This is a genomic window from Streptomyces sp. NBC_01294, assembly GCF_035917235.1.
In the GTDB taxonomy this organism is placed as follows: domain Bacteria; phylum Actinomycetota; class Actinomycetes; order Streptomycetales; family Streptomycetaceae; genus Streptomyces; species Streptomyces caledonius.
The window spans coordinates 1,078,429-1,099,248 of the sequence record NZ_CP108423.1 but is presented as its reverse complement, the minus strand read 5'-3'; the positions used below and the strand labels follow the sequence as shown (position 1 = coordinate 1,099,248).

The 20,820-nt window shown below is 73.8% G+C and carries 13 protein-coding genes; all 13 read left to right on the top strand.

Going from position 1 to position 20,820, the window contains the following annotated elements; all coding sequences use genetic code 11:
* Window positions 1-39 precede the first annotated feature (39 nt).
* The 13 genes from OG534_RS05125 to OG534_RS05065 all read left to right on the top strand — a co-directional run bounded on the left by OG534_RS05125 (window position 40) and on the right by OG534_RS05065 (window position 20,342).
* Window positions 40-789, top strand: coding sequence for an SDR family NAD(P)-dependent oxidoreductase (locus OG534_RS05125; RefSeq protein WP_326586879.1), 750 nt, complete (start codon window positions 40-42; stop codon window positions 787-789).
* Window positions 790-865: 76 nt separating this feature from the next.
* The gene (locus OG534_RS05120; protein WP_326586878.1) at window positions 866-2,158 is read left to right on the top strand and encodes an MFS transporter; all 1,293 of its coding nucleotides are present in this window, start codon (window positions 866-868) and stop codon (window positions 2,156-2,158) included.
* Window positions 2,148-3,365: an aminotransferase class I/II-fold pyridoxal phosphate-dependent enzyme gene (locus OG534_RS05115; RefSeq protein ID WP_326586877.1), complete on the top strand. Its 1,218-nt coding sequence runs from the start codon at window positions 2,148-2,150 to the stop codon at window positions 3,363-3,365. Before OG534_RS05120 ends, OG534_RS05115 begins: the two co-directional genes overlap by 11 nt.
* A gap of 82 nt (window positions 3,366-3,447) precedes the next feature.
* Window positions 3,448-3,747: a chorismate mutase gene (locus OG534_RS05110; protein WP_326586876.1), complete on the top strand. Its 300-nt coding sequence runs from the start codon at window positions 3,448-3,450 to the stop codon at window positions 3,745-3,747.
* Window positions 3,748-3,769: 22 nt separating this feature from the next.
* Window positions 3,770-4,063, top strand: coding sequence for a Dabb family protein (locus OG534_RS05105; RefSeq protein WP_326586875.1), 294 nt, complete (start codon window positions 3,770-3,772; stop codon window positions 4,061-4,063).
* A gap of 143 nt (window positions 4,064-4,206) precedes the next feature.
* Complete coding sequence (locus OG534_RS05100; protein ID WP_326586874.1) at window positions 4,207-4,392, top strand: hypothetical protein; 186 nt, start codon at window positions 4,207-4,209, stop codon at window positions 4,390-4,392.
* A gap of 494 nt (window positions 4,393-4,886) precedes the next feature.
* Entirely contained in the window at window positions 4,887-6,146 is a 1,260-nt protein-coding gene (locus tag OG534_RS05095; RefSeq protein ID WP_326586873.1) for a helix-turn-helix domain-containing protein, read from the top strand.
* A gap of 238 nt (window positions 6,147-6,384) precedes the next feature.
* On the top strand, window positions 6,385-6,924 hold the full coding sequence (locus tag OG534_RS05090) for a cobalamin B12-binding domain-containing protein (protein ID WP_326586872.1): 540 nt from the start codon (window positions 6,385-6,387) through the stop codon (window positions 6,922-6,924).
* 56 nt (window positions 6,925-6,980) lie between these two features.
* Window positions 6,981-8,426, top strand: a complete 1,446-nt coding sequence (locus OG534_RS05085) for a methylaspartate mutase (RefSeq protein ID WP_326593466.1) — start codon at window positions 6,981-6,983, stop codon at window positions 8,424-8,426.
* On the top strand, window positions 8,423-9,424 hold the full coding sequence (locus OG534_RS05080; protein ID WP_326586871.1) for an asparagine synthetase A: 1,002 nt from the start codon (window positions 8,423-8,425) through the stop codon (window positions 9,422-9,424). Before OG534_RS05085 ends, OG534_RS05080 begins: the two co-directional genes overlap by 4 nt.
* Window positions 9,421-10,695, top strand: coding sequence for a glutamate synthase-related protein (locus OG534_RS05075; protein WP_326586870.1), 1,275 nt, complete (start codon window positions 9,421-9,423; stop codon window positions 10,693-10,695). Before OG534_RS05080 ends, OG534_RS05075 begins: the two co-directional genes overlap by 4 nt.
* A gap of 196 nt (window positions 10,696-10,891) precedes the next feature.
* Window positions 10,892-15,751, top strand: coding sequence for an amino acid adenylation domain-containing protein (locus OG534_RS05070; RefSeq protein WP_442807037.1), 4,860 nt, complete (start codon window positions 10,892-10,894; stop codon window positions 15,749-15,751).
* Between the two features lie 61 nt (window positions 15,752-15,812).
* A complete protein-coding gene (locus tag OG534_RS05065) occupies window positions 15,813-20,342 on the top strand; it encodes a non-ribosomal peptide synthetase (protein ID WP_326586868.1) in 4,530 nt (1,509 codons plus the stop codon).
* The last annotated feature ends 478 nt before the right edge of the window (window positions 20,343-20,820 follow it).

Sequence of the window (20,820 nt, the reverse complement as noted above, 5' to 3'; positions counted from 1 at the left end):
AGTTCAACCCGTACAGGAAGTACAGGAGGAGACGAGTCCGTGTTCAAGGACACTGTGGTCGTGGTCACCGGTGCCGCGTCCGGCATCGGGAAGCAGACCGCGATCGAATTCGCCCGGCAGGCCGCGAAGGTCGTCGTCGCGGACATCGACGAGACGTCCGGCACCGCCGTGGTGGCCGACCTCACGCGCGACGGCCACGACGCGATCTTCATCAGGACGGACCTCACCAGTGAGGCGGACTGCCGCCACCTCATCACCACCGCCGCCGAGACGTACGGCACGGTCGACGTCCTCGTCAACAACGCGGGCATCGAGATATCCACGCCCCTGCACGAGATGTCCGAGCAGGAGTGGGACAGGCTGGTCGACACCAACCTGAAGAGCATGTTCCTGTGCTCGAAGCACGCGCTGCGCACGATGGTCGAGGCCAACAGCGGGGTCATCGTGAACGTCTGCTCGGTCAGCGGGCTGGTGGCCTGGCCCGGCATCGCCGCGTACAACGCCACCAAGGGCGGCGTCATGATGCTGACGAAGTCGCTGGCCGTCGACTACGCGCAGTACAACATCCGGGCCAACTGCGTCTGCCCCAGCATCATCGACACGCCCATGACCGACACGTCCATCGGCCACGACGCGTCGGTCAAGGAGGAGAAGGCGAAGCTGAATCCGATCGGGCGCCTGGGAACGCCCGAGGACGTGGCGAACGCGATCCTCTTCCTCGCCTCGGAGAAGTCGTCGTTCATCACGGGCGCCGCGCTCACCGTCGACGGCGGCTACACGGCCATCTAGCGGCCCGGCCCGGCGCCGGCGCCGGCCCGTCAGCCGGCAGTTCTCCCGTAGTCACATCAAGGAAAGGTTGGTTGGAGTGTCGGACCGATTGGGCGGCGAACAACGCGCTGCCGGGTTCCCCGTGTTGACGGTCCTCGCACTGATGGCGGGCATCTTCGCCGTCGGCTCGGAGGAGTTGGTGGTCTCCCCGCTGCTCGCGGACATGGCCGGGTCGTTCGACACGTCGGTGGCCGTGATGGCGCTGTCCGTCAGCACCTACGGCATCGCGACGGCGGTGGGCGCGCTGCTCTTCGCCCCGCTCGGCGACCGCTTCTCACGCCGTCTCGCCCTGACGATCGGCATGGGCGCGTTCGTCCTGGGCACTCTGATGTGCGCGTTCGCCGCCGGGCCCGGAGTGTTCTTCACCGGACGGGCCCTGGCCGGTCTGGCCACGGGTGCATTCGTCCCGACGGCCTACGCGTTCGTCGGCGACCAGATTCCGTACCAGCACCGGGGCAGGGCCATGGGCATCCTGGTGTCGAGCTGGTCGATCTCGCTGGTGGTGGGCGTGCCGCTGGGATCGTTCGTCGGCCAGTCGGTCGGCTGGCGGTGGACCTTCGGGCTGCTGTCGGTCCTGGGCGTCTTCGTGACCTTCGTGATGCTGTTCACGAAGAGCGGCGCCGGCCCGGACCACGAGGACGCTCCCCAGCAGGCGCAGGACGACACCCCGGCACCCTCGGACGGGTGGGTACGGTCGGCGGCCCGGGCCTTCCTGGCGCCCAAGGTGGCCCTGTACGTACTGGCGACCTTCCTGAACATGCTCGGCTTCTACGGGATGTACACCTACCTCGGCACCGCGCTGCAGGACCGGTTCGGCGACGGCAGCTCCATGACCGGCGTCATGATCCTTCTGTACGGCCTGGGGTTCGCGACGAGCTTCGTCACCGGCAGGTGGGCCGACCGGCTCGGCAAGGAGCGGGTCCTCATCGCGCTGCTGGCCGGTCTGGTCCCCGCCCTGGCGCTGATCCCGCAGGTGAGCCGCTGGACGGCGCTGCTGGTGGTCTGCCTGTTCCTCTGGGGCGCGATGCAGAGCCTGGTCGTCACCCTGCTCAGCACGCTGCTGAGCGAGACCTCGCAGACGCACCGGGGGACCATCCTCGCCTTCTACAGCCTCGCCACCAACCTCGCCGTCGCCCTCGGGGCGGCGCTGCTCGGTCCCCTGTTCACCGCGTACGGCTTCTCCGCGGTGGGCTGGGTCTGCGCCGGCGTCACGCTGGTCGCCTTCGCCCTCAGCGGCTGGGCCCGGCTGCGCGGCGCCGGGCGGACGGCGACCCCCGACGACGCTCCGGCCGGGCGTCTCGGCACCAAGGCGGTGGCAGGTGAGAACTGAACCGGCACGACGCCTCCTGGACCTGCCCAGAAGCTCCTTCGCGACGATGGCGGGCAGCATCGCCCACCTCGTCGGGACGGGCGAGGACGTGGTCAACCTGTGCCAGGGAAACCCCGACCTCCCCACGCCGCCCCACATCGTCGAGGCCTTGCGCCGCGAGGTGCTCGACCCCGCCACCCACCGCTACCCGGCATTCTCCGGCCTGCTCGAACTCAAGACCGCCATCGCCCGGTGGTATGCGGTGAACCACCGGGTCGAGCTGGACCCCGAGACCGAGGTCGCGATCCTGTTCGGCGCGAAGGCCGGCCTGGTGGAGATCAGCCAGTGCTTCCTGAACCCGGGCGACGTGTGCCTGATGCCGGACCCCGCCTTCCCGGACTACTGGGCGGGGGTGGTACTCGCCAGGGCGCGCATGCACCCCCTCCCGCTCCTGGAGGGCAACGGCTTCCTTCCCGACTACGGGGCAGTCGACCCGGCCGTGGCCGACGAGTCCAAGCTGATGTTCCTGAACTATCCCAACAACCCGACCTCGGTGACCGCTCCGCCGGAGTTCTACGAACGCACCGTACGGTTCGCGGCCGAGCACGAGGTCATCGTGGCGTCCGACTTCGCCTACGGGGGGCTGAGCCTGGGCGGTGAGGCCCCGGTCTCCTTCCTGGCGACGGCCGGGGCGAAGGACGTGGGGGTCGAGTTCATCTCGCTGTCGAAGATGTTCAACATGGCGGGCTGGCGGATCGGTGCCGTCGTCGGCAACCGCGACGTCATCGCCGCCGTCAACCTCATCCAGGAGCACTACTACGTCTCGCTCCCGCCGTTCATCCAGCGCGCCGCCGTCACGGCGCTGACCGGCCCCCAGGACTGCGTCCACGAGCTCTCGGGGATCTACGCACGCCGCAGGGACGTGTTCGTCGCCGGACTACGGGAAGCCGGCTGGCAACTCGACGTTCCCGGCTCGATCTTCGCCTGGTTGCCCCTGCCCGAAGGGGCGGACTCCGTCGCGTTCGCCGACGAGCTGCTCCACCGGGCCAAGGTGGCGGTGGCTCCCGGCCGTTGGTTCGGCGAGCACGGCGAGGGATACGTACGCGTGAGCCTGCTGGCGCCGGAGGACAGGCTCCGGGAAGCGGTCGCCCGCATGGCCGACTTCCGCCACGCCTACACCCGGGGCACGTACGGAAGGCCACCCGCGCGCTCCGCGGGAACCCGGTAGCGCACACCGACCCCACCGTCGCGGCCGCCCGGCGCGGAGCACACGGATCAGAGACACACCGGGCTTGGAAAGGAACTCGACCATGAACGACCACATCGATGTCAAGGACCGCATCGAGGGGGACCGCCGGGCGATCGACGGACTCGACGCGCGCATCATCGAACTGCTCGCCCAGCGCTCCCACATATCGGACCGCATCCAGAAGAACCGCATCGGCTCCGGTGGGCCGCGGACGGTCCTGGCCCGCGAGGCGGAGGTGCTGAGCCGCTACCAGGACGGCCTCGGCCCCAAGGGGACACCGATCGCCATGAGCGTCCTGCGGCTCTGCCGCGGCGTCGTCCCCACCGACGCCCAGCTCACCCTCACCCAAGACCGCCCCTGAAACGATCCACAGGAGAACCGCTGTGATACGCCACGTCGTACTCTTCAAATTCAAGTCGGGAATCGACTGGAGCGATCCGCGCGCCCAGGCGGCGGAGCGCACCGCGGCCCGGGTCGGCGACGAGGTGCCCGAACTCCACGAATGGCGCCACGGCCGCAACATCTCGGACCGCCCCATCGCCTACGACTTCCTCGTCGAAGGACTCCTGGACGACATGGACGCGGTCGGCCGGTACCTCGTCCACCCCTTCCACCAGGACGCGATCACGCAGTGGCGGGACATCAGCGACTGGGTCATGGTCGACGTCGAGGCGTAGACACCGGGGCCTTCCCGTCCGTCGCCTGAACGAATGTGCTGGAAAGCGTCCTCGAACGCTTTCCAGCACATCGTCGTCACGCGACGCGCGTCACCGGGGCGACGTCACTTGCCGTAGTACGCGTTGTGGATCGTCAGTTGCGCGTGGTTGCCCTGCTTGTCCGTGACATCGGCGAGGACGAGACGGCCCTGTCCCTCGCCGGGTTCTTCGGCAGCGCCGTGGTGGCCGTGACGGGCTTGGAGCGGAAGGTGAAGCCGGTGTCGATGCGGGTGGAGGCCGCGGCGACCTTGACGCCGTTGCGGTACAGCGTCGACGTGGCCGAGGTGTAGCCGAGAAACCCGCGTGGCCCTTGCCGTCGGCGAACAGCGGCAGGGCGCCTACGAGCTGCCGCTCGCCCGTGGCCGGGTGGGGTGCGGTGCGGACGACACCCGACTTCCCGCCCGGAAGCGGGCCGAAGACGCCGGTGTTGAACGTCTCCTGGTACGCCCTGCCGGCCTGGTAGCGCTTCGGCTCGGCCATCTCGGCGTTCTTCGTCTACCGGTGCCCTGTGATCGGCGCGTGCCCCTCCGATTGGCCGTAACCGCACCCGGCGTGCACCCGTGGATCACTGCCCCCGCCGCGGAGTTGGCAGGCGGTGTGGAGACTGCGTGAGCGTGTGGTGATCGGCCGTTGATCGACCGTAGAGCCGTGCCGTGGACCATCGGCGGCAGGGGGGAACACGGCTCGACGGTCACCACCGGTCGCCGCCGTCCTCGGCGTGCCGTACGGCGCCCTGGCCCCCCGGTCCCCGGTACTTGGCCAACCCACGGAAGGTGGACGAGGCATGGACGCTGTTCAGTCGTTGCAGTCGGCGGCGGGCTTCGGAGAGCTGCTCAGGATCCGGCGTGAACGGGTCGGCCTGACCCAGCAGGTGCTCGCCGATCACGCGACCCTGAGCGTCCGGGCGATCCGTGACATGGAGAGCGGGCGGGTGCAGCGCCCCCGGCAGGAGACGGTCCGGCTGCTGGCCGACGCGCTCCGGCTGGAGGGCCGCAACCGGTCGAACTTCGAGGCGGCCGCGCGCCGGCAGGCGCTCGTCGAGGAGCCGCGCGACGAGCCGACCGCGCCGCCGGTCGCCCGGGGCGCCATCGTCGGCCGGGATCTGGAGGTCGAGGTGCTGACCGACGCGCTCGCCGTGCACGGCGACCGGCTGGTCACGGTGGCCGGCCTGGGCGGGGTCGGCAAGACCCGGCTGGTCCTGGAGGTCGCGCGACGTCTGTACCTCGTGTCCCGGTGGTCGGTGCGCTGGATCGACTGCGGCCGGCTGCCGGCCGCCGGACTCGAACGCCGCGCGGACCTCGCCCGGACGATCGGGGAGCGGCCCACGCTGCTGGTCCTGGACGGCGCCGACGCCGGCGTGGACACGGCCCTGCTGGACGAACTGTTCCAGCGCTGCCCCGGCCTGCGGGTACTGATCACCGCCCGCGTCCCGCAGCCGCTGCCCGGCGGCCAGGTGATCCCGCTCGCCCCGCTGCCCACACCCGGGACGGAACTCGACCACGACCCGGGCGCACTCGCCGAGGTGGGCGCCGTCCGACTGCTGCTCTCGCACCTGCGGCGGCTGCGCCCCGGTTACCGCCTGGAGCCCGAGGAGGCGCCCGCCGTCGCCGCGCTCTGCCGCCAGTTGGACGGCCTGCCCGGGGCGTTGGAGCTCGTGGCGGGCTGGTCGACGGTGCTGTCCCCGCGCCAACTGGTGGCGCGGCTGGCGGACGGTCCGTTCCACCTGGCGCCGCCGCCGGCCGGGTTCGGCGGCGGCAGGGCCGACGTGGGTGCGGCGCTGGGGGCCGCGCTGGACCGGCTGACGCTCGGCCAGCGGGACCTGCTGGAACGGCTCGCGGCGAGACCGGGGGACTGGTCGGGCGACGACGCCGTCGAGCTGAGCGGCAGACCGCCGCAGGAGTGCCTGGCGGCCGTGCACGAACTGCTGGCGAGCGGGCTGATCCGCAGCGTCCCGGCCCGCGACGGCGTCCGGTTCACCGTGCTGAACCTCTGCCGGCGCCTGTGCGGGACCGGCGCGTACCCGGAGCTGGCGGCGGCGAGCTGAGCCCCGGCCGAAGGCTCCGGCCCAGGCACCGGCCGATACTGCCCGCATCCTGCCGGGCGACCTGCCGGTCCGGCGCCCGGATCCTCCCTAGCGTTCTGTCCATGGCCGGGCGAACCGGACACCGTGCCCCCCCGGAGACCCGGACCCCGGAGACCCGGAGGCCGTGTCGTCCCGGACCCGCAGGAGGCCCACCACCCCCGGGACTCCCCACCACCTACCGACACAGAGGGTTTGCGCCGTGGAGCAGCAGCATGCCGTGGAGCAGCACGGAAAGGCCGAGCCGGCCGGTCTGGAGGTCGTCGTGACGACCATGGCCTCGGACTCGCACACCTGGAACCTGGTCTTCCTCCAGCTGCTGCTGGAGGAGCTCGGTCACCGGGTCACCAACCTGGGCGCGTGCGTGCCGGACGAGCTGCTGGTCGCCGAGTGCTGCCGGATCGAGCCGGACCTGATCGTGTTGAGCAGCGTCAACGGGCACGGTTTCCACGACGGACTGCGGGTGATCGCGGCGCTGCGCGCCCGCCCCGAGCTGGCCCGGACGCCGACCGTGATCGGCGGGAAGCTCGGGATCGACGGCACTGGCACCGGCACCCCGGCCCGGCAGCGGACGCTGCTGACGGCAGGCTTCGACGGGGTCTTCGAAGAGGGCGGCTCTGTGCTGGACTTCCAGTCCTTCGTCGGCTCGCTGTCCGCCGGATCCAGGGCGCTGCCCGCCAGGACCGGGGCGCTGCCCGCCGGGTCCGGGGGGCAGCCTGCCAGGACCGGGGCTCTGCTGTGACCGGCTCCGGGGGCGACGCGATCGACGCCTTCACCGCGTGCCCGAAGGCCCCCGCCGTGCCGGTCCCCGCCCCCGCCGTCCAGGCGTCCGGCTTCGGCGCCTTCGTCTCCCGCGCCCGGGCGGCCGGCGCCCTCGTGGTCCAGCCCAGGATGGGCATGGCCGATCCGCTGCGGATGCGCGACGGCCTGCTGGCCACCCGGGACGCGGACGCCGTCACCGTCGGCACCATCACGCTCGACAGCTACACCCGCACCGGCGACCTCGCGGCGGCCCGGCGCGCCCTCGCCGACGGGGTCGGTCTGAACGGCTATCCGATCGTCACCCACCCCGCGGACACCACCCGTGCCGTGCTGCGGGGCGTAGCGGACGCGCGCTTCCCGGTGCAGGTCCGGCACGGTTCGGCGATGCCGGAACACATCGTCCGCGCGCTGCTGTCGATCGGCCTCGACGCCACCGAGGGCGGTCCGGTCTCGTACTGCCTGCCGTACAGCCGGACGCCGCTGCGCGAGGCGGTCACCGCCTGGCGGCGCAGCTGCGAACTGCTGGCCTCAGCGGCGGAGTTCGGTGCCGAACCGCACCTGGAGACTTTCGGCGGCTGCCTGATGGGCCAGCTCTGCCCGCCGAGCCTGCTCATCGCGGTCAGCGCGCTGGAGGCGCTCTTCTTCCGGCAGCACGGGCTGCGCTCCATCTCCCTCAGCTATGCCCAGCAGGCCGATCCGCGCCAGGACGAGGAGGCGCTCACCGTGCTCGGGCGGCTGGCCGGCGAACTGCTGCCGGACGTGGACCACCACCTCGTCCTCTACGCCTACATGGGCGTCTTCCCGCGCTCGCCCGGCGGGGCCCGGCTACTGCTGGAGGACGCGGCCCGGCTGGCGGTGCGGGCCGGCGCGGCCCGGCTGATCGTCAAGACCACCGCCGAGGCGCACCGGATCCCGACCGTGGGCGAGAACGTCCTGGCGCTGGAGGGCGCAGCAGCGGCCGCCGCCGACGAGCGCGCCCGCCGACCGCGGACCGCCGGCCCGGACACGAACATCGAGGACACCGGCATCGCGAGCACCGGCATCGACGACACCGGCATCGAGGCGGAGGCGCGGGCGCTGATCGGCGCCGTGCTGGAGCTGGACGCCGACATCGGCCGAGCGCTGGTGCGGGCCTTCGCCGCCGGCTACCTGGACGTCCCCTACTGCCTGCACCCCGACAACGCCGGCCGGACCCGCACCTCGCTCGGGCCCGACGGCCGGCTGCACTGGTCGAGCATCGGGTCGATGCCGATCGCCGGCCTGGCGGACGGGGGCCCGCGCGCGCCGATCCTCGGCTCGGCCGGGCTGATCTCGGCGCTCTCCCACGTCCAACGGACCTACGACGCCCGCGCCGCCGCCCGCTCGCCCCTCGGCGCCGCCGCCGACCCGCCCCGCACGGCCGTACCGCCCCGCATGCCCGTACCCGTACCGCCCCGCACGACGTCCACGCCACGACGAGAGTTGGGACTCACCACACCATGACCACCGACGGGCTCACGGCCCCCGCACCGATTCCGGACCCCGGCCGCCACCTGACCGCCCCGACCACTCGCAGCGCGCTCCGGATCCAGCACCAGCTCCTCTTCGCCGCCCGCGAGTTCCTGCGCGGGCAGGGCTTCACCGAGTTGCTCCCGCCGATCATCGGACCGGTCACGGACCCCGGCTCGCGCGGTTCCAAGCAGGTCGACGTCGACTTCTACGGTCACCGCTACAAGCTGATGACGAGCGCCATCCTCTACAAGCAGGCCTCGCTGCTCGCCTTCGACAAGATCTTCTGCATCGCCCCCAACGTCCGCCTGGAGCCGCTGGAGACCGCCGGGACCAGCCGCCACCTGGCCGAGTTCCACCAGCTCGACGTGGAGGTCGCGGGTGCGACCCGGGACGACGCCGTGCGGCTGGTCGAGGCGCTGGTGGTGCACATGGTCGACAGCGTGGTCCGTGAGCTGCCCAAGGAGTTCGCCGAACTCGGCCGGGACATCGGCGCGTTCACCGAGCTGCTGAAGGGCTCCTTCGGCCGGATGCGGCACGCGGAGGCGGTCGCCGAGCTCCAGGGGCTCGGCCACCCGCAGAGCCCGGACGCCGAACTCGACTGGGCCGGAGAGGCGTTCCTCTCGGCCCGGCGGGACCGTCCGTTCTTCGTCACCGACTACCCGAAGGGCTCGCGCGGGTTCTACGACCGGGAGGACCCCGAACAGCCGGGCACGCTCCGGAACTTCGACCTGATCGCGGCCGAGGGCTACGGCGAGCTGTGCAGCGGAAGCCAGCGCACCAACGACTACGCGGAGATCGTCACCCGGATGCGGGAGAGCGGCGAGAACCCGCAGAAGTACCGCTGGTACCTGGACCTGGTCCGCGAGGGCGTGCCCGGCAGCGCCGGCTTCGGCATCGGCGTCGAGCGGCTGACCCGCTACGTCGCCGGGCTGGACGCGGTATGGCAGGCCGCGGCCTTCCCGAAGGTGCCCGGGGTGGTGTCGCCGTGAGCGACCTCTCGGCGCCCGGCTTCCCCGAGGAGGAGGTCCGCCGGCGCGCCCGGGCCGGCGTGGCGGCGGCCTTCCCGCCGCCCGGCGAGTACGGCCGGGTCCTGTTCGGCGCGGAGCACCGGGGCGACCTGTACCCGGGCGGTGAGCGGGATCCGCTCGACGCGCTGCGGATCGCGCCGCCGGTCTTCGTGCCGCAGCGGCTCGCCCGGCTGATCGACCTCGGTCGCGAGCCGGACTACCGGGACGTCGAGCTGACCACCACCATCGGCGGGTTCACCTCCTCCCTGCCGGCGTACGTGTCCGCGCTCGGATCCACCCGGGCGGCCGGCGGTGATCTCGGCCTCGCGCTCAGCCGGCAGGCGGGCGCGCTGGGCCTGCCCATGGTGATCGGCGAGAACGTCGTCCCGGTGAACGGCTACGGCCGGCTCGGCGAGTCGGCGGACCGGGCGCTCCTCGGCCGCCTCCGGGCCTACACCGAGGAACTGCCGGACGGGCAGGGCGGGGTCGCCGTCCAGCAGTCCACCGAGGACGCCGACGCCGAGGTGTGGAACCTCGTCCACAGCGACCCGGCCGCTCTGCCCCTGCTCGAATCCGGGCGTCTGGCCTTCGAGTTGAAGGTCGGGCAGGGGGCCAAGCCGGGCCTCGGCGGGATGACCGTGCTGGACGCCGACGCGGCCGCCCGGCTCGGCGACCGGTACGGGCTGGACGACGTGTTCGGCGACGGCCGGGTGCTGCGCTCCAGTACCCCCGGCACCTTCACGGCGGAGATCCTGCGCCAGCAGATCCGGATGATGCGCAACAACTTCCCCCGGGTCCGCGTCTGGGTGAAGCTGCACCCCGGCCGGGACGTCGCCGAGGCGGCCAGGGTGGCCGCCGACGCGGGGGCGGACGCCGTCACGGTGGACGGCGCGGAGGGCGGCACCGGCTGGGCGCCGGGGGCCTTCCCGGCGCAGGTCGGCCTGCCGCTGGCGGAGTGCCTGCGCCGGCTCGCGGCCGCCGGTCCACCGCCCTGTCTTCTGGTGTCCGGGCGGATGTGGGAGGGCGGCCGGGCGGTGAAGAGCATGGCGCTCGGCGCCCGCGCGGTGGGCCTGGGCCGGGCGGCCCTGCTCGCCACGGCCGAGGACCCGCAGTCCGGTCTGGTCCGCTTCGCGGAGTGCCTCGCGCTCGAACTCCGCTTGCTGATCAGCGCGCTCGGGAAATACGCGCCGGCCGCCCTGGACCGGGACGACGTATGGTCCCCGGATTTCCCCGGAATTCCTGTCACCGGATAATCGAAACGCTTTTCCCGCAGCCCGCCGAGGCGCCCGTGCGCGCCTCGGCGGGCTGCCTTGTTCGCATCGAGCCTCCAGGTCAGGCGGCAGTTGAAACTGCCGATGGACTTCCGAACAATCTGCCGATCGGCCCGGAAATGCCGCCCTATCGTCGAGACCACTACCCGCAGCGTCGTTAATTCATCGGGGTTGGATGATGGAATCTCGCGGTTTGCCCTTCATATCCGTCGCACGCCGGTTCCCGGACCGCACGGCCCTACGGCTCGGCGCCCGGACCGTTGCCTACCGGGAGCTGGACGAGCTGAGCGGCGCCCTCGCCGCCCGGATCGCCCCCGGGCGGACGGTGGCCGTCACCGGCTGGGATCGGCTCGATCACGTGGTCGGCCTGCTCGCCGCCCTCCGGGCCGGCGCCACCTACCTGCCGCTGGACCGGGAGGCGCCCGAGGAGCGCAACCGCTGGATCCGTGAGGACGCCGGCGCCACCCTCGCCTACACCGACGGCGAGCTGGTCGAGGTCGAGGCCAAGGCCGAGGCCGATGGCCCCGCCGGCCCCGCCGGCCCCGCCGGCCCCGTCGCACTCGCGGCCGCGCCGGACCCGGACCCGGACCCGGACCCGGACCCGGGCCGGCGCGGCCGCGAGTCCGCCGCGGGCTACCTTGTCTACACCTCCGGCACCACCGGTCGCCCCAAGGGCGTGCACGTCCCGCTCGCCGCGCTGGCCGGCCACCTGGCCGCCGCCGTCGACTGCTTCGGCCTCACCGAGGACGACGTGGTGCTGCACTTCGCCCGCCCGACCGTGGACGTGGCCGTCGAGCAGGTTCTCACCGCCCTCTCGGCCGGCGCGTGCATCGTCGTGCCAGAGGAACAACTCCTCGCTCCTGCCGCCCTGTTGGACCTGCTGGACGCCGAGGGTGTCACCGTGGCCAACCTCGCCGCCGGCTACTTCCAGGAGGTGGTGGCCGCGCTGCGCGCGGACGGCCGCCCGCCGCGCACCCTCCGGCTGATGATCTCCGGCAGCGACCGGCTCTACCCGGACGCCGCGGCCGGCTGGTGGGCCGCCACCGGCGTGCCGCTGCTCAACGCCTACGGGCCGACCGAGACCGTCGTCACCGCCACCGTCCACGAGCCGGCGGGTCCGACGGTGGGGGAGGGCGACACGGTCCCGATCGGCCGCCCGCTCGGCGACCGCCGCGCGTACGTGCTGGACGAGCGGCTGCGGCCGGTGGCGCCCGGGGTGCCCGGCGAGCTGTACCTCGGTGGCTCGCTGCTGGCCTCCGGCTACCACGGACGCCCGGGCCTGACGGCCGGCCGGTTCGTCGCGGACCCCTTCGCACCGGAGCCGGGCGCCCGGATGTACCGCACCGGTGACGTGGTCCGGCGGTCCGGTACGTACGCTCCGCTGGAGTTCGTCGGCCGCGCGGACCACCAGGTCAAGATCCGCGGCTTCCGGGTCGAGCCCGGCGAGATCGAGCAGGTGCTGGCCGGCCACCCGGACGTCGCCGGAGCGGTCGTGGTGGCGCACGAGGGCCGGCTCGCCGCCTACGTGACCCGTACGGCCCCGGACGCGGCCGGTAGTACCTCTGACGTGGCCGGTGCCGCCCCTGACGCGGCCCGTACCGCCCCCGACGCGGCCGGGCTGCGCGCCTACCTGGCCGAGCGGCTGCCCGAGCACATGGTCCCGTCGACCGTCACCACTCTGGACGCCTTCCCGTTGACCGCCGGCGGCAAGGTGGACCGGGCGGCGCTGCCCGAGCCCCAGGCCGCGCCCGCCGCACCGGCCGCCGGCCGCCGCCCTCCGCGCACCCCCGCCGAGCAGCTGATCGCCGCCGTCTGGGCGGACGTGCTCGCGGTGCCCGAGGTCGGCGCCGACGACAACTTCTTCCACCTGGGCGGGGATTCGCTCACCGCCGTGCGCGTGGTCGGCCGGGTCTTCGACGTCTTCGGCATGATCTCCCCGTACACGATCTTCGACGCGCCGACCCTCGCCGAGTTCGCCGCCGCGGTCACCGCGGCCTCGGACGGCGGCGAGCGCCCGGCGCTGACCCGGACCGGTGCCACCGAGGCGCCGCTCGCGAACTTCCAGCGCGGGCTCTGGTTCCTGGACCAGTGGAATCCGGGCGCCCCGACCTACATCGTGCCCTGGGTGTTCCGCTTCGCCGGGCCCGTCGACCCGGAGCTGCTCCGCCGGGCCCTGGCCGGCGTGGTCGACCGGCACGAAGCGCTGCGCACCACCTTCGAGCTGGGCGAGGACGGCCCCCGACAGGTCGTCCACCCCTCCGTCGAGCTGCCGTTCACCGTCCTGGAGACCACCTCCGCCGCCCTGGACGACCAGCTCGCCGAGGCCGCACTGGCGCCCTTCGACCTGGAGAGCGGTCCGCTGGTCCGCGCCCACCTCTACCGCACCGGCGGGACGTCCACCCTGCTGCTGCTCTGCCACCACATCGTCTGGGACGAGGGGTCGCTCCCCGTCCTGGAGGCCGAACTGGCCGCCCTGTACGACTCCCTGGCCACCGGCCGTCCCGCCGATCTGCCCGAACTCGCGGTCCAGTACGCCGACTACAGCACCTGGCAGCGCGAGGACGGCACGGCCGAGCGGCAGCTCGACCACTGGCGCGAGCACCTGCGCGACGCGCCCGCCGAGCCTGTGCTCCCCACCGACCACCCCCGCCCCGAACTGCAGGCCTTCCGCGGCGCGTTCCACCGCTTCACGATGCCCCGCCCGGTCGCCGAGGCCGTCCGGGCGCTGGCCCGCAGCGAGGACGCGACACCGTTCATGGTGCTGCTCGCCGGGCTCGCGCTCACCCTGCACCGGCGGACCGGCCGGCGCGACCTGGTGCTCGGCTCCCCGGTGAGCGTCCGCGGCCGGGCCGAACTCGACGCGCTGATCGGCTACTTCGTCAACCTGCTGCCGCTGCGCGTCCGGCTCGACGAGGGGATGGACTTCCGCGACCTGGTCCGGCACGTCCGTGAGGTGGCGATCGACGGCTACCGCCACCAGGAGGCGCCGTTCGACGCCATCGCGGGCGCCGTCATGGAGGAGCGCCCCGACGACCGCACCGAGGACCGCAACCCGCTCTGCCAGGTGCTGCTGGAGCTGCACCCGCTGGACACCCGCCCGCTGACCATCGGCGGCACCGAGGTCACCCGCGAGCTGCACTCCAACCCGGTCTCCCGCTTCGACCTGTCGATCTCCGTCGACGACCGCGGCACGGACTTCACCGGCCGCTTCGAGTACGACTCCGACCTCTTCGACCCCGCCACCATGGCCGAGCTGTGCGAGGCCTGGCTCGGCACCCTCGCCGCCGCCGTCGACGCGCCCGTGCACAGCCTGTTCGAGGACCGGGCGGCCCGTGACCCGCACGCCCTCGCCCTGGTCTCCGGCGAGGACCGCCTCGACTACGGCGCCCTGAACGAGCGGGCCAACCGCCTCGCCCACCACCTCGGCGCCCTGGACATCGGCCGCGGCGACACCGTCGCCGTCCTGGTCGAGCGCGGACCGGACCTGGTGGTCGCCCTCCTCGCCGCGCTGAAGGCCGGCGCCGCCTACACCCTGCTCGACCCGGACTTCCCGGCCGAACGGCTGGCGGGCGCGGTCGCCGACAGCGGCGCCGCCCTGCTGGTCACCCACCGCCACGCGAGCCCGCCCTTCCCGGTCGCCCGCCACCTCGACCTGGACGCCGAGGCCGCCTCCGTCGCGGCCCGCCCCGGCCACGACCCGGGCATGCCGGTCACCGGCACTGACCTCGCCTGCGTGATGTTCACCTCCGGCTCCACCGGCCGCCCCAAGGGCGTCGCCGTCCCGCACCGCGCCCTCACCACCACCTACCTCGGCCAGGACTACGCCCGCTTCGGGCCCGACGAGGTCTGGCTCCAGTGCTCCCCGGTCTCCTGGGACGCCTTCGCCCTGGAGCTGTACGGCGCGCTGGCCTTCGGCGGGGTGTGCGTGCTCCAGGCCGGCCAGCGGCCCGACCCGCAGGCCGTCGCCGAACTCACCCGCCGCCACGGCGTGACCCAACTCCAGCTGTCCGCCAGCCTGTTCAACTTCCTCCTGGAGGAGTTCCCGGAGACCTACGACGGCCTCAAGGTCGCCTTCACCGCCGGCGAGCGGGCCTCCGTCACCCATGTCGGCAAGGCGCTCGACCAGTACCCGGACCTGGTCGTCGCCAACGGCTACGGCCCGGTCGAGAGCCTCGGCCTCACCACCTGCCACCGCGCCACCCCGCAGGACGCCGCCGGCGCCTCCATCCCGATCGGCCACCCGCTGCACGGCAAGGCGATCCACGTCCTCGACGAGCGGCTGCGTCCCGTCCCGGACGGCACCACCGGTGAGCTGTACGCGGCCGGCGCCGGGCTGGCCCTCGGGTACGTGGGCAGGCCCGGGCTGACCGCAGAGCGGTTCGTCGCCTCCCCGTTCGGCGCGTCCGGCGAACGGCTCTACCGCACCGGCGACCTCGGCCACCGGACGGCGGAGGGCGTGCTGGAGATCACCGGCCGGATCGACGACCAGGTGAAGATCCGCGGCTTCCGGGTGGAGCCCGGCGAGATCGAGGACGCGCTCACCCGCCACCCGTCCGTGCGGGAGGCCGCCGTCACCGTCCACGAGCCCGCCCCGGGCGACCGCCGGCTCGCCGCGTACGTCACCACCACCGCCGGAGCGCCGGCGCCCGACCCCGACACGCTGCTCGACCACCTGGCCGGGATGCTGCCCGAGCACATGGTGCCCGCCACCCTCGACGTGCTGGACGCGCTGCCGCTCAACCAGAACGGCAAGGTCGACCGCCGGGCCCTGCCCGCCCCGGCCGAGCGCCCCGAGGCCGCCCCGGCCGACCCGCTGACCCCGGACCAGCGGCTGGTCGCCGACGCCGTCCGCGCGGTCCTCAGGCTGGCCGAGGACCCCGGTCCCGACGCCGACTTCTTCCGTATCGGGGGCAACTCGCTGGCCGCCGTGCGGGTCGCCATGCGGCTCTCCCAGGAGACCGCCACCCGGGTCCCGCCGCAGGTGGTCTTCCGCGGCAGGACGGTCGGCGCCATCGCCGAACGACTGGCCTCGCGATGACGCGTCACCCGGCCCGCCGCCGGCCCGCCAGACCACCCATCCGACCGAAGGGAACGAGGCCGTGAGCCCGTCCGCCGCCCTGCCCGCCGCGCCGCCGACCGCCCCGACGGCCGCCGCCCTGCCCGCCACCCCACCCGCCACCCCACCCGTCGACCCGGTCCGTACCGCGCCCGTCTCGGGCCTCCAGCGCGGCCTCTGGTTCCTCGACCGGTGGAACCCGCGGGCCGCCACCTACACCACCCCCTGGACGTACGAGGTCACCGGCCCGCTCGACCTCGCGCTGCTCCAGCGGGCGCTGGACGGCGTGGTCGCCCGGCACGAGGCGCTGCGCACCACCTTCGCCCTGCACCCCGACGGCCCGCGCCAGCACGTCCACCGCACCCTCGCCGTGCCGCTCGCCGTCACCGACCTCCGCGAGCTGCCCGAACCCCGACGGGCGGACCGCGCCGAGGAGTTGATGACGGCACGGGCCGCCGAACCATTCGACCTGACCGAGGGCCCGCTGCTGCGCGCCGAGGCGTTCCGCCTCGCCGACGACAGCACCACGCTGCTGTTCGTCGTCCACCACATCGTCTGGGACGGCTGGTCGGCCGACCTCTTCGACCGCGAACTCGGCGAGCTCTACAGCGCGTCGATCGAGGACCGGGCCCCCGTGCTGCCGGCGCTCACCACCCAGTACGCCGACTGGGCGGAGGAGGAGCAGCACACCTCGTACGAGGAACACCTCGCCCACTGGAAGCAGAGCCTCGACGGCGCCCCCACCCTGCTGGAGCTGCCCGGCGACCGGCCGCGGCCCGCCGAGAGCAGCCGGCTCGGCGCCACCGAGCCGTTCGACCTCGCACCCGGCACCGCGGCCCGGGTCCGGGAGCTCGCCGAACAGGAGGGCGTCACCCCGTACACCGTCCAACTCGCCGCCTTCGCCCTGCTGATGGGCCGTTGGACCGGCGCCGACGACCTGCTCGTCGGCACCCCGGTCACCACCCGCAACCGGCCCGAAGTCGCCGATCTGCTCGGCTACTTCGTCAACCTGCTGCCGCTGCGCGTCCGGCTCGCACCCGGCGCCACCTTCCGCGGGCTGCTCGCCGACCTCCAGGACGGCGCCTTCGACGCCTTCGGCTACCTCGACGTCCCCTTCGACCAGCTGGTCGACCTGCTCGCCGCCGACCGCACCCCGCAGCACCCGCCGCTGGTCCAGGTGGTGTTCGGCGCCCACGCCGAGGACCGCACGCCGCTGGCGCTCGGCGACGCCACCGCCCGGCGCACCGTCCGCTCCAACGGCACCAGCAAGTTCGACCTCACCTGGTCCGTCTTCGAGAGTGCCGACGGAGGCGAACTGCGCGGCGAGGCCGAGTACAGCAGCGACCTCTTCGACGCCGGTACCGTGCGCCGGCTCGCCACCGACTACGCCGACCTGCTGGACGCAGCCCTCAGCGACCCGGACGCCACCGTCCTGCGGCTCACCTCCGCCGGGCAGTCGCACCGCCCCGCCCGGCTCGACCCGGGCCACTGCCTGCACCACCTCTTCGAGCGGGCCGCCGACGCGTACGGCGACCGGCCCGCCGTGAGCGACCAGGACGGCACCCTCGGCTACGCCGAACTCGACCGCCGCGCCAACCGGTTGGCCCACGCCCTGCTCGCCCGCGGGGTGCGCCCCGGCGACCGGGTCGGCCTGCTGCTGGAGCGCACCGCCTCCGTGCCGGTCGCGATCCTGGCCGTGCTCAAGACCGGCGCCGCCTACGTGCCGGTCGACCTCGCGGCCCCGGCCGACCGGGCGGCCCTGGTCTTCGGCGACACCGCCGTCACCCTGGTCCTCACCGACCGGCCCGACCGCGCCCCGGACGGTCCCTGGCAGACCCTCGACCTCGCCGCCCGGGCCGAGGAGATCGCCGCCCACCCGGCCGTCCGGCCCCCCGCCGCCGGCCGCCCCGGCGACCTCGCCTACCTCATCTTCACCTCCGGCTCCACCGGCCGGCCCAAGGGCGCCGGCGTCGCCCACGAGCACGTCAGCCGCCTCCTCGACTCCGGCCGGGACCACTTCGGCTTCGGCCCGGAGACGGTCTGGACGCTGTTCCACAGCTACGCCTTCGACTGGACGGTCTGGGAGCTCTGGGGCGCCCTGCTGCACGGCGCCCGCCTGGTCGTCGTCCCCTACCTCACCAGTCGCTCGCCCGACGAGTTCGCCGCCCTGCTCGACGAGGAACGGGTCACCCACCTCTGCCTGACCCCCTCGGCGCTGCGGCAGCTCGAACCGGCGCTGCGCCGCCACCCGCGAGCCCTGCCCGCACTGCGGTGGATCATGCTCGGCGGCGAGGCGCTCGACCCGGCCGTGGTCCAGCGCTGGCACGAGCTCGACCCGCTGCCGCCCGCCCGGCTCTGCAACCTGTACGGCATCACCGAGACCACCGTCCACGTCACCGTCCACGACGTCGCGCAGGGCGGCGCGGGCTTCGAGCGCAGCCTGGTCGGCGAACCCATGCCGCACCTCACCGCGCTCGTCCTCGACGACTGGCTGCGCCCCTGCCCGCCCGGCGTCCCCGGCGAGCTGTACATCGGCGGCGGCAGCCTCGCGCACGGCTACTGGGGCCGCCCCGGCCTCACCGCCGGCCGCTTCGTCGCCGACCCGTACGGCCCGCCCGGCGCCCGGCTCTACCGGACCGGCGACGTCGCCAGGCGGCTGCCGGACGGCGGGATGGAGTACGTCGGCCGGGCGGACTTCCAGGTGAAGCTGCGCGGCTTCCGGATCGAGCTCGGCGAGATCGAGAACGCCGTCGCCGCCCACCCCGAGGTGGACGCCTGCGTGGTCACCGTGCACGAGGACCGGCTCGCCGCGTACGTCACCGGGCGCGCGCCGGACGAGCCCGGGGACCTGCGGGCCTTCCTCGGCCGCTCGCTGCCCGAGTACATGATCCCGGCGAGCGTCACCGTGCTGGACGCGCTGCCGCTCACCGTCAACGGCAAGGTCGACCGGGCCGCGCTGCCCGCCCCCGACCGGGCCGCGCCCACCCCCGCCGCCGGCCGGCACGTCGAGCCGCGCACGCCGGAGGAGGAGCTGTTCGCCGGCGTCTGGACGGACGTGCTCGGAGTCGGCGGGATCGGCGTCCACGACGACTTCTTCCACCTCGGCGGGGACTCCATCCGCGCCGTCCAGCTGGCCGGCGCCCTGCACGACCGGGGCTGGCAGGTCACCCTGCGGGACGTCTTCAACGCCCCCACCGTCGCCGAACTGCTGCCGCTGGCCCGCCCGGTGGCCGCTGACCCCGCCGCGGACCGGCCGTTCGCGCTGATCGCCGAGGAGGACCGGGCGGAGCTGCCGCCAGGGATCGTCGACGCCTACCCGATGGTCTCGATGCAGCTCTCCATGGTCTTCCACATGGAGGTCGCCGGCGGCACCGACAGCTACCACAACGTCAATTCCTACCGGATCACCGGCGACCTCGACGAGACCGCGTTGCGGCGCTCGGTCGAGGAGGCGATGACCCGGCACGCCGTCCTGCGCACCGGCCTCGACCTCTCCGGCTACGGCGAACCGCTCCAACTGGTGCACGGCACGCTGCCCGTGCCGATCGAGTGCGCGGACCTGCGGGGAGCGACGGAGGACGAGCAGGGGAAGCGGATCCGTACGGTCTTCGACCACCACCGGGACCGGCCCTTCGACCTCGCCGAACCGCCGCTCTTCCGGATCACCGTCCAGCGGCTGGCCGACGACGCCTTCCAGCTCACCGTCTCCGAGCACCACGCCATCCTCGACGGCTGGAGCTTCACCTCGCTGCTCACCGAGATCCTCGAACGGCACACCGCGCTCGCCGCGGATCCGGCCTCCGCGCCCACCCCGCCGCCGCGCACCGCCTTCCGGGACTTCGTCGCGGTGGAACGCGCGGCCGCCGCCGACCAGGAGTCCCTGGCGTACTGGCAGCGGCGGCTCGACGGGGCCACCGGCCAGCTCTGGCCGGGCAGCGAGCACGTCCACGAACTGCCCCGCACGGTGGAGCGGGTCCTGCCCGACGCCCCCGGGCAGCTGCGCACGGTCGCCGACGCGCTCGCCGTCCCGGTCAAATCGGTCGCGCTCGCCGCCCACCTGCACGCTCTGGCCCGGATCACCGGGCGCCGCCGGGTCACCACCGGGCTGGCGATGAACGGCCGGCTGGAACGGCTCGGCGGCACCGAGGTGTACGGACTGTTCCTCAACACCGTGCCGCTGGTCGCCGAGCCGGAAGGGGACGACCTGGCCGCGCTGGTGCGGCACGTGCACCGGGAGGAGCTGGACATGATGCCGCACCGCCGGGTGCCGTTCGCCCGGCTGGCCCGGATGATGGCCGACACCGCGCTCGACAGCCAGTTCGGCTACCTGCGGTTCCATGCGCTGGGCCGGCTCAGCGCGGCCCGGATCGAGGACGGCCGGATCGGCAGCGAGCCGACCCTGCGACACGAGCCCAACAGCTTCGCCTTCGGCGCCTCGCTGATCCAGGACCCGGTCTCGCAGCGCGTGCTGCTGGCCGTGGACCACCAGCGCGCGCTGGTGGACGACGCCACGGCCGAGGCCTTCATGGACGCCTACGCGGAGGCCCTCTCCCGCCTGGCGACCGACGCCTGACGCGGTGCCGCCGACCGCCTGCGGCGGGGCGGGTGCGGACCCAGTACGGCCGGCCCGGCCCGGGGCCGGACCTGGCGGTCCCGTCCGCCCGATTGCGTCCCGCCGGTGCAGGGGCGCCAACGGTCCGGCCGGTCCGGCCCCCGTACGCCCGGCTTCGCGCCGCTGGTCACCTGCCGGCGGTAGGTGCCGCCGGTCGCGGGCCGTCAGCGGTACGGCGGCCCCGGGGCCGGATCCTGGCGGTCGCGGGCCCGCCGGCCCCGGGGAACCGGACTGGCGCCGGCGGTCCGGCCGGGCCGGGGGGCGCGGAGTTCGTACCGGGGCTACGCGCCGCCGGTCCCGCGTCGGGGTCAGACCTGCCGGTCTGGTTCCGCCGGCCAGGCGGGACCGGGGCAGCTCTGCAGGTCGCGGGCCGTCCGGGGCACGAGCCACGTGCCGCCGGTCCTGTACGACCGGTGGTTCTCACCGGGGGCACGCCCGT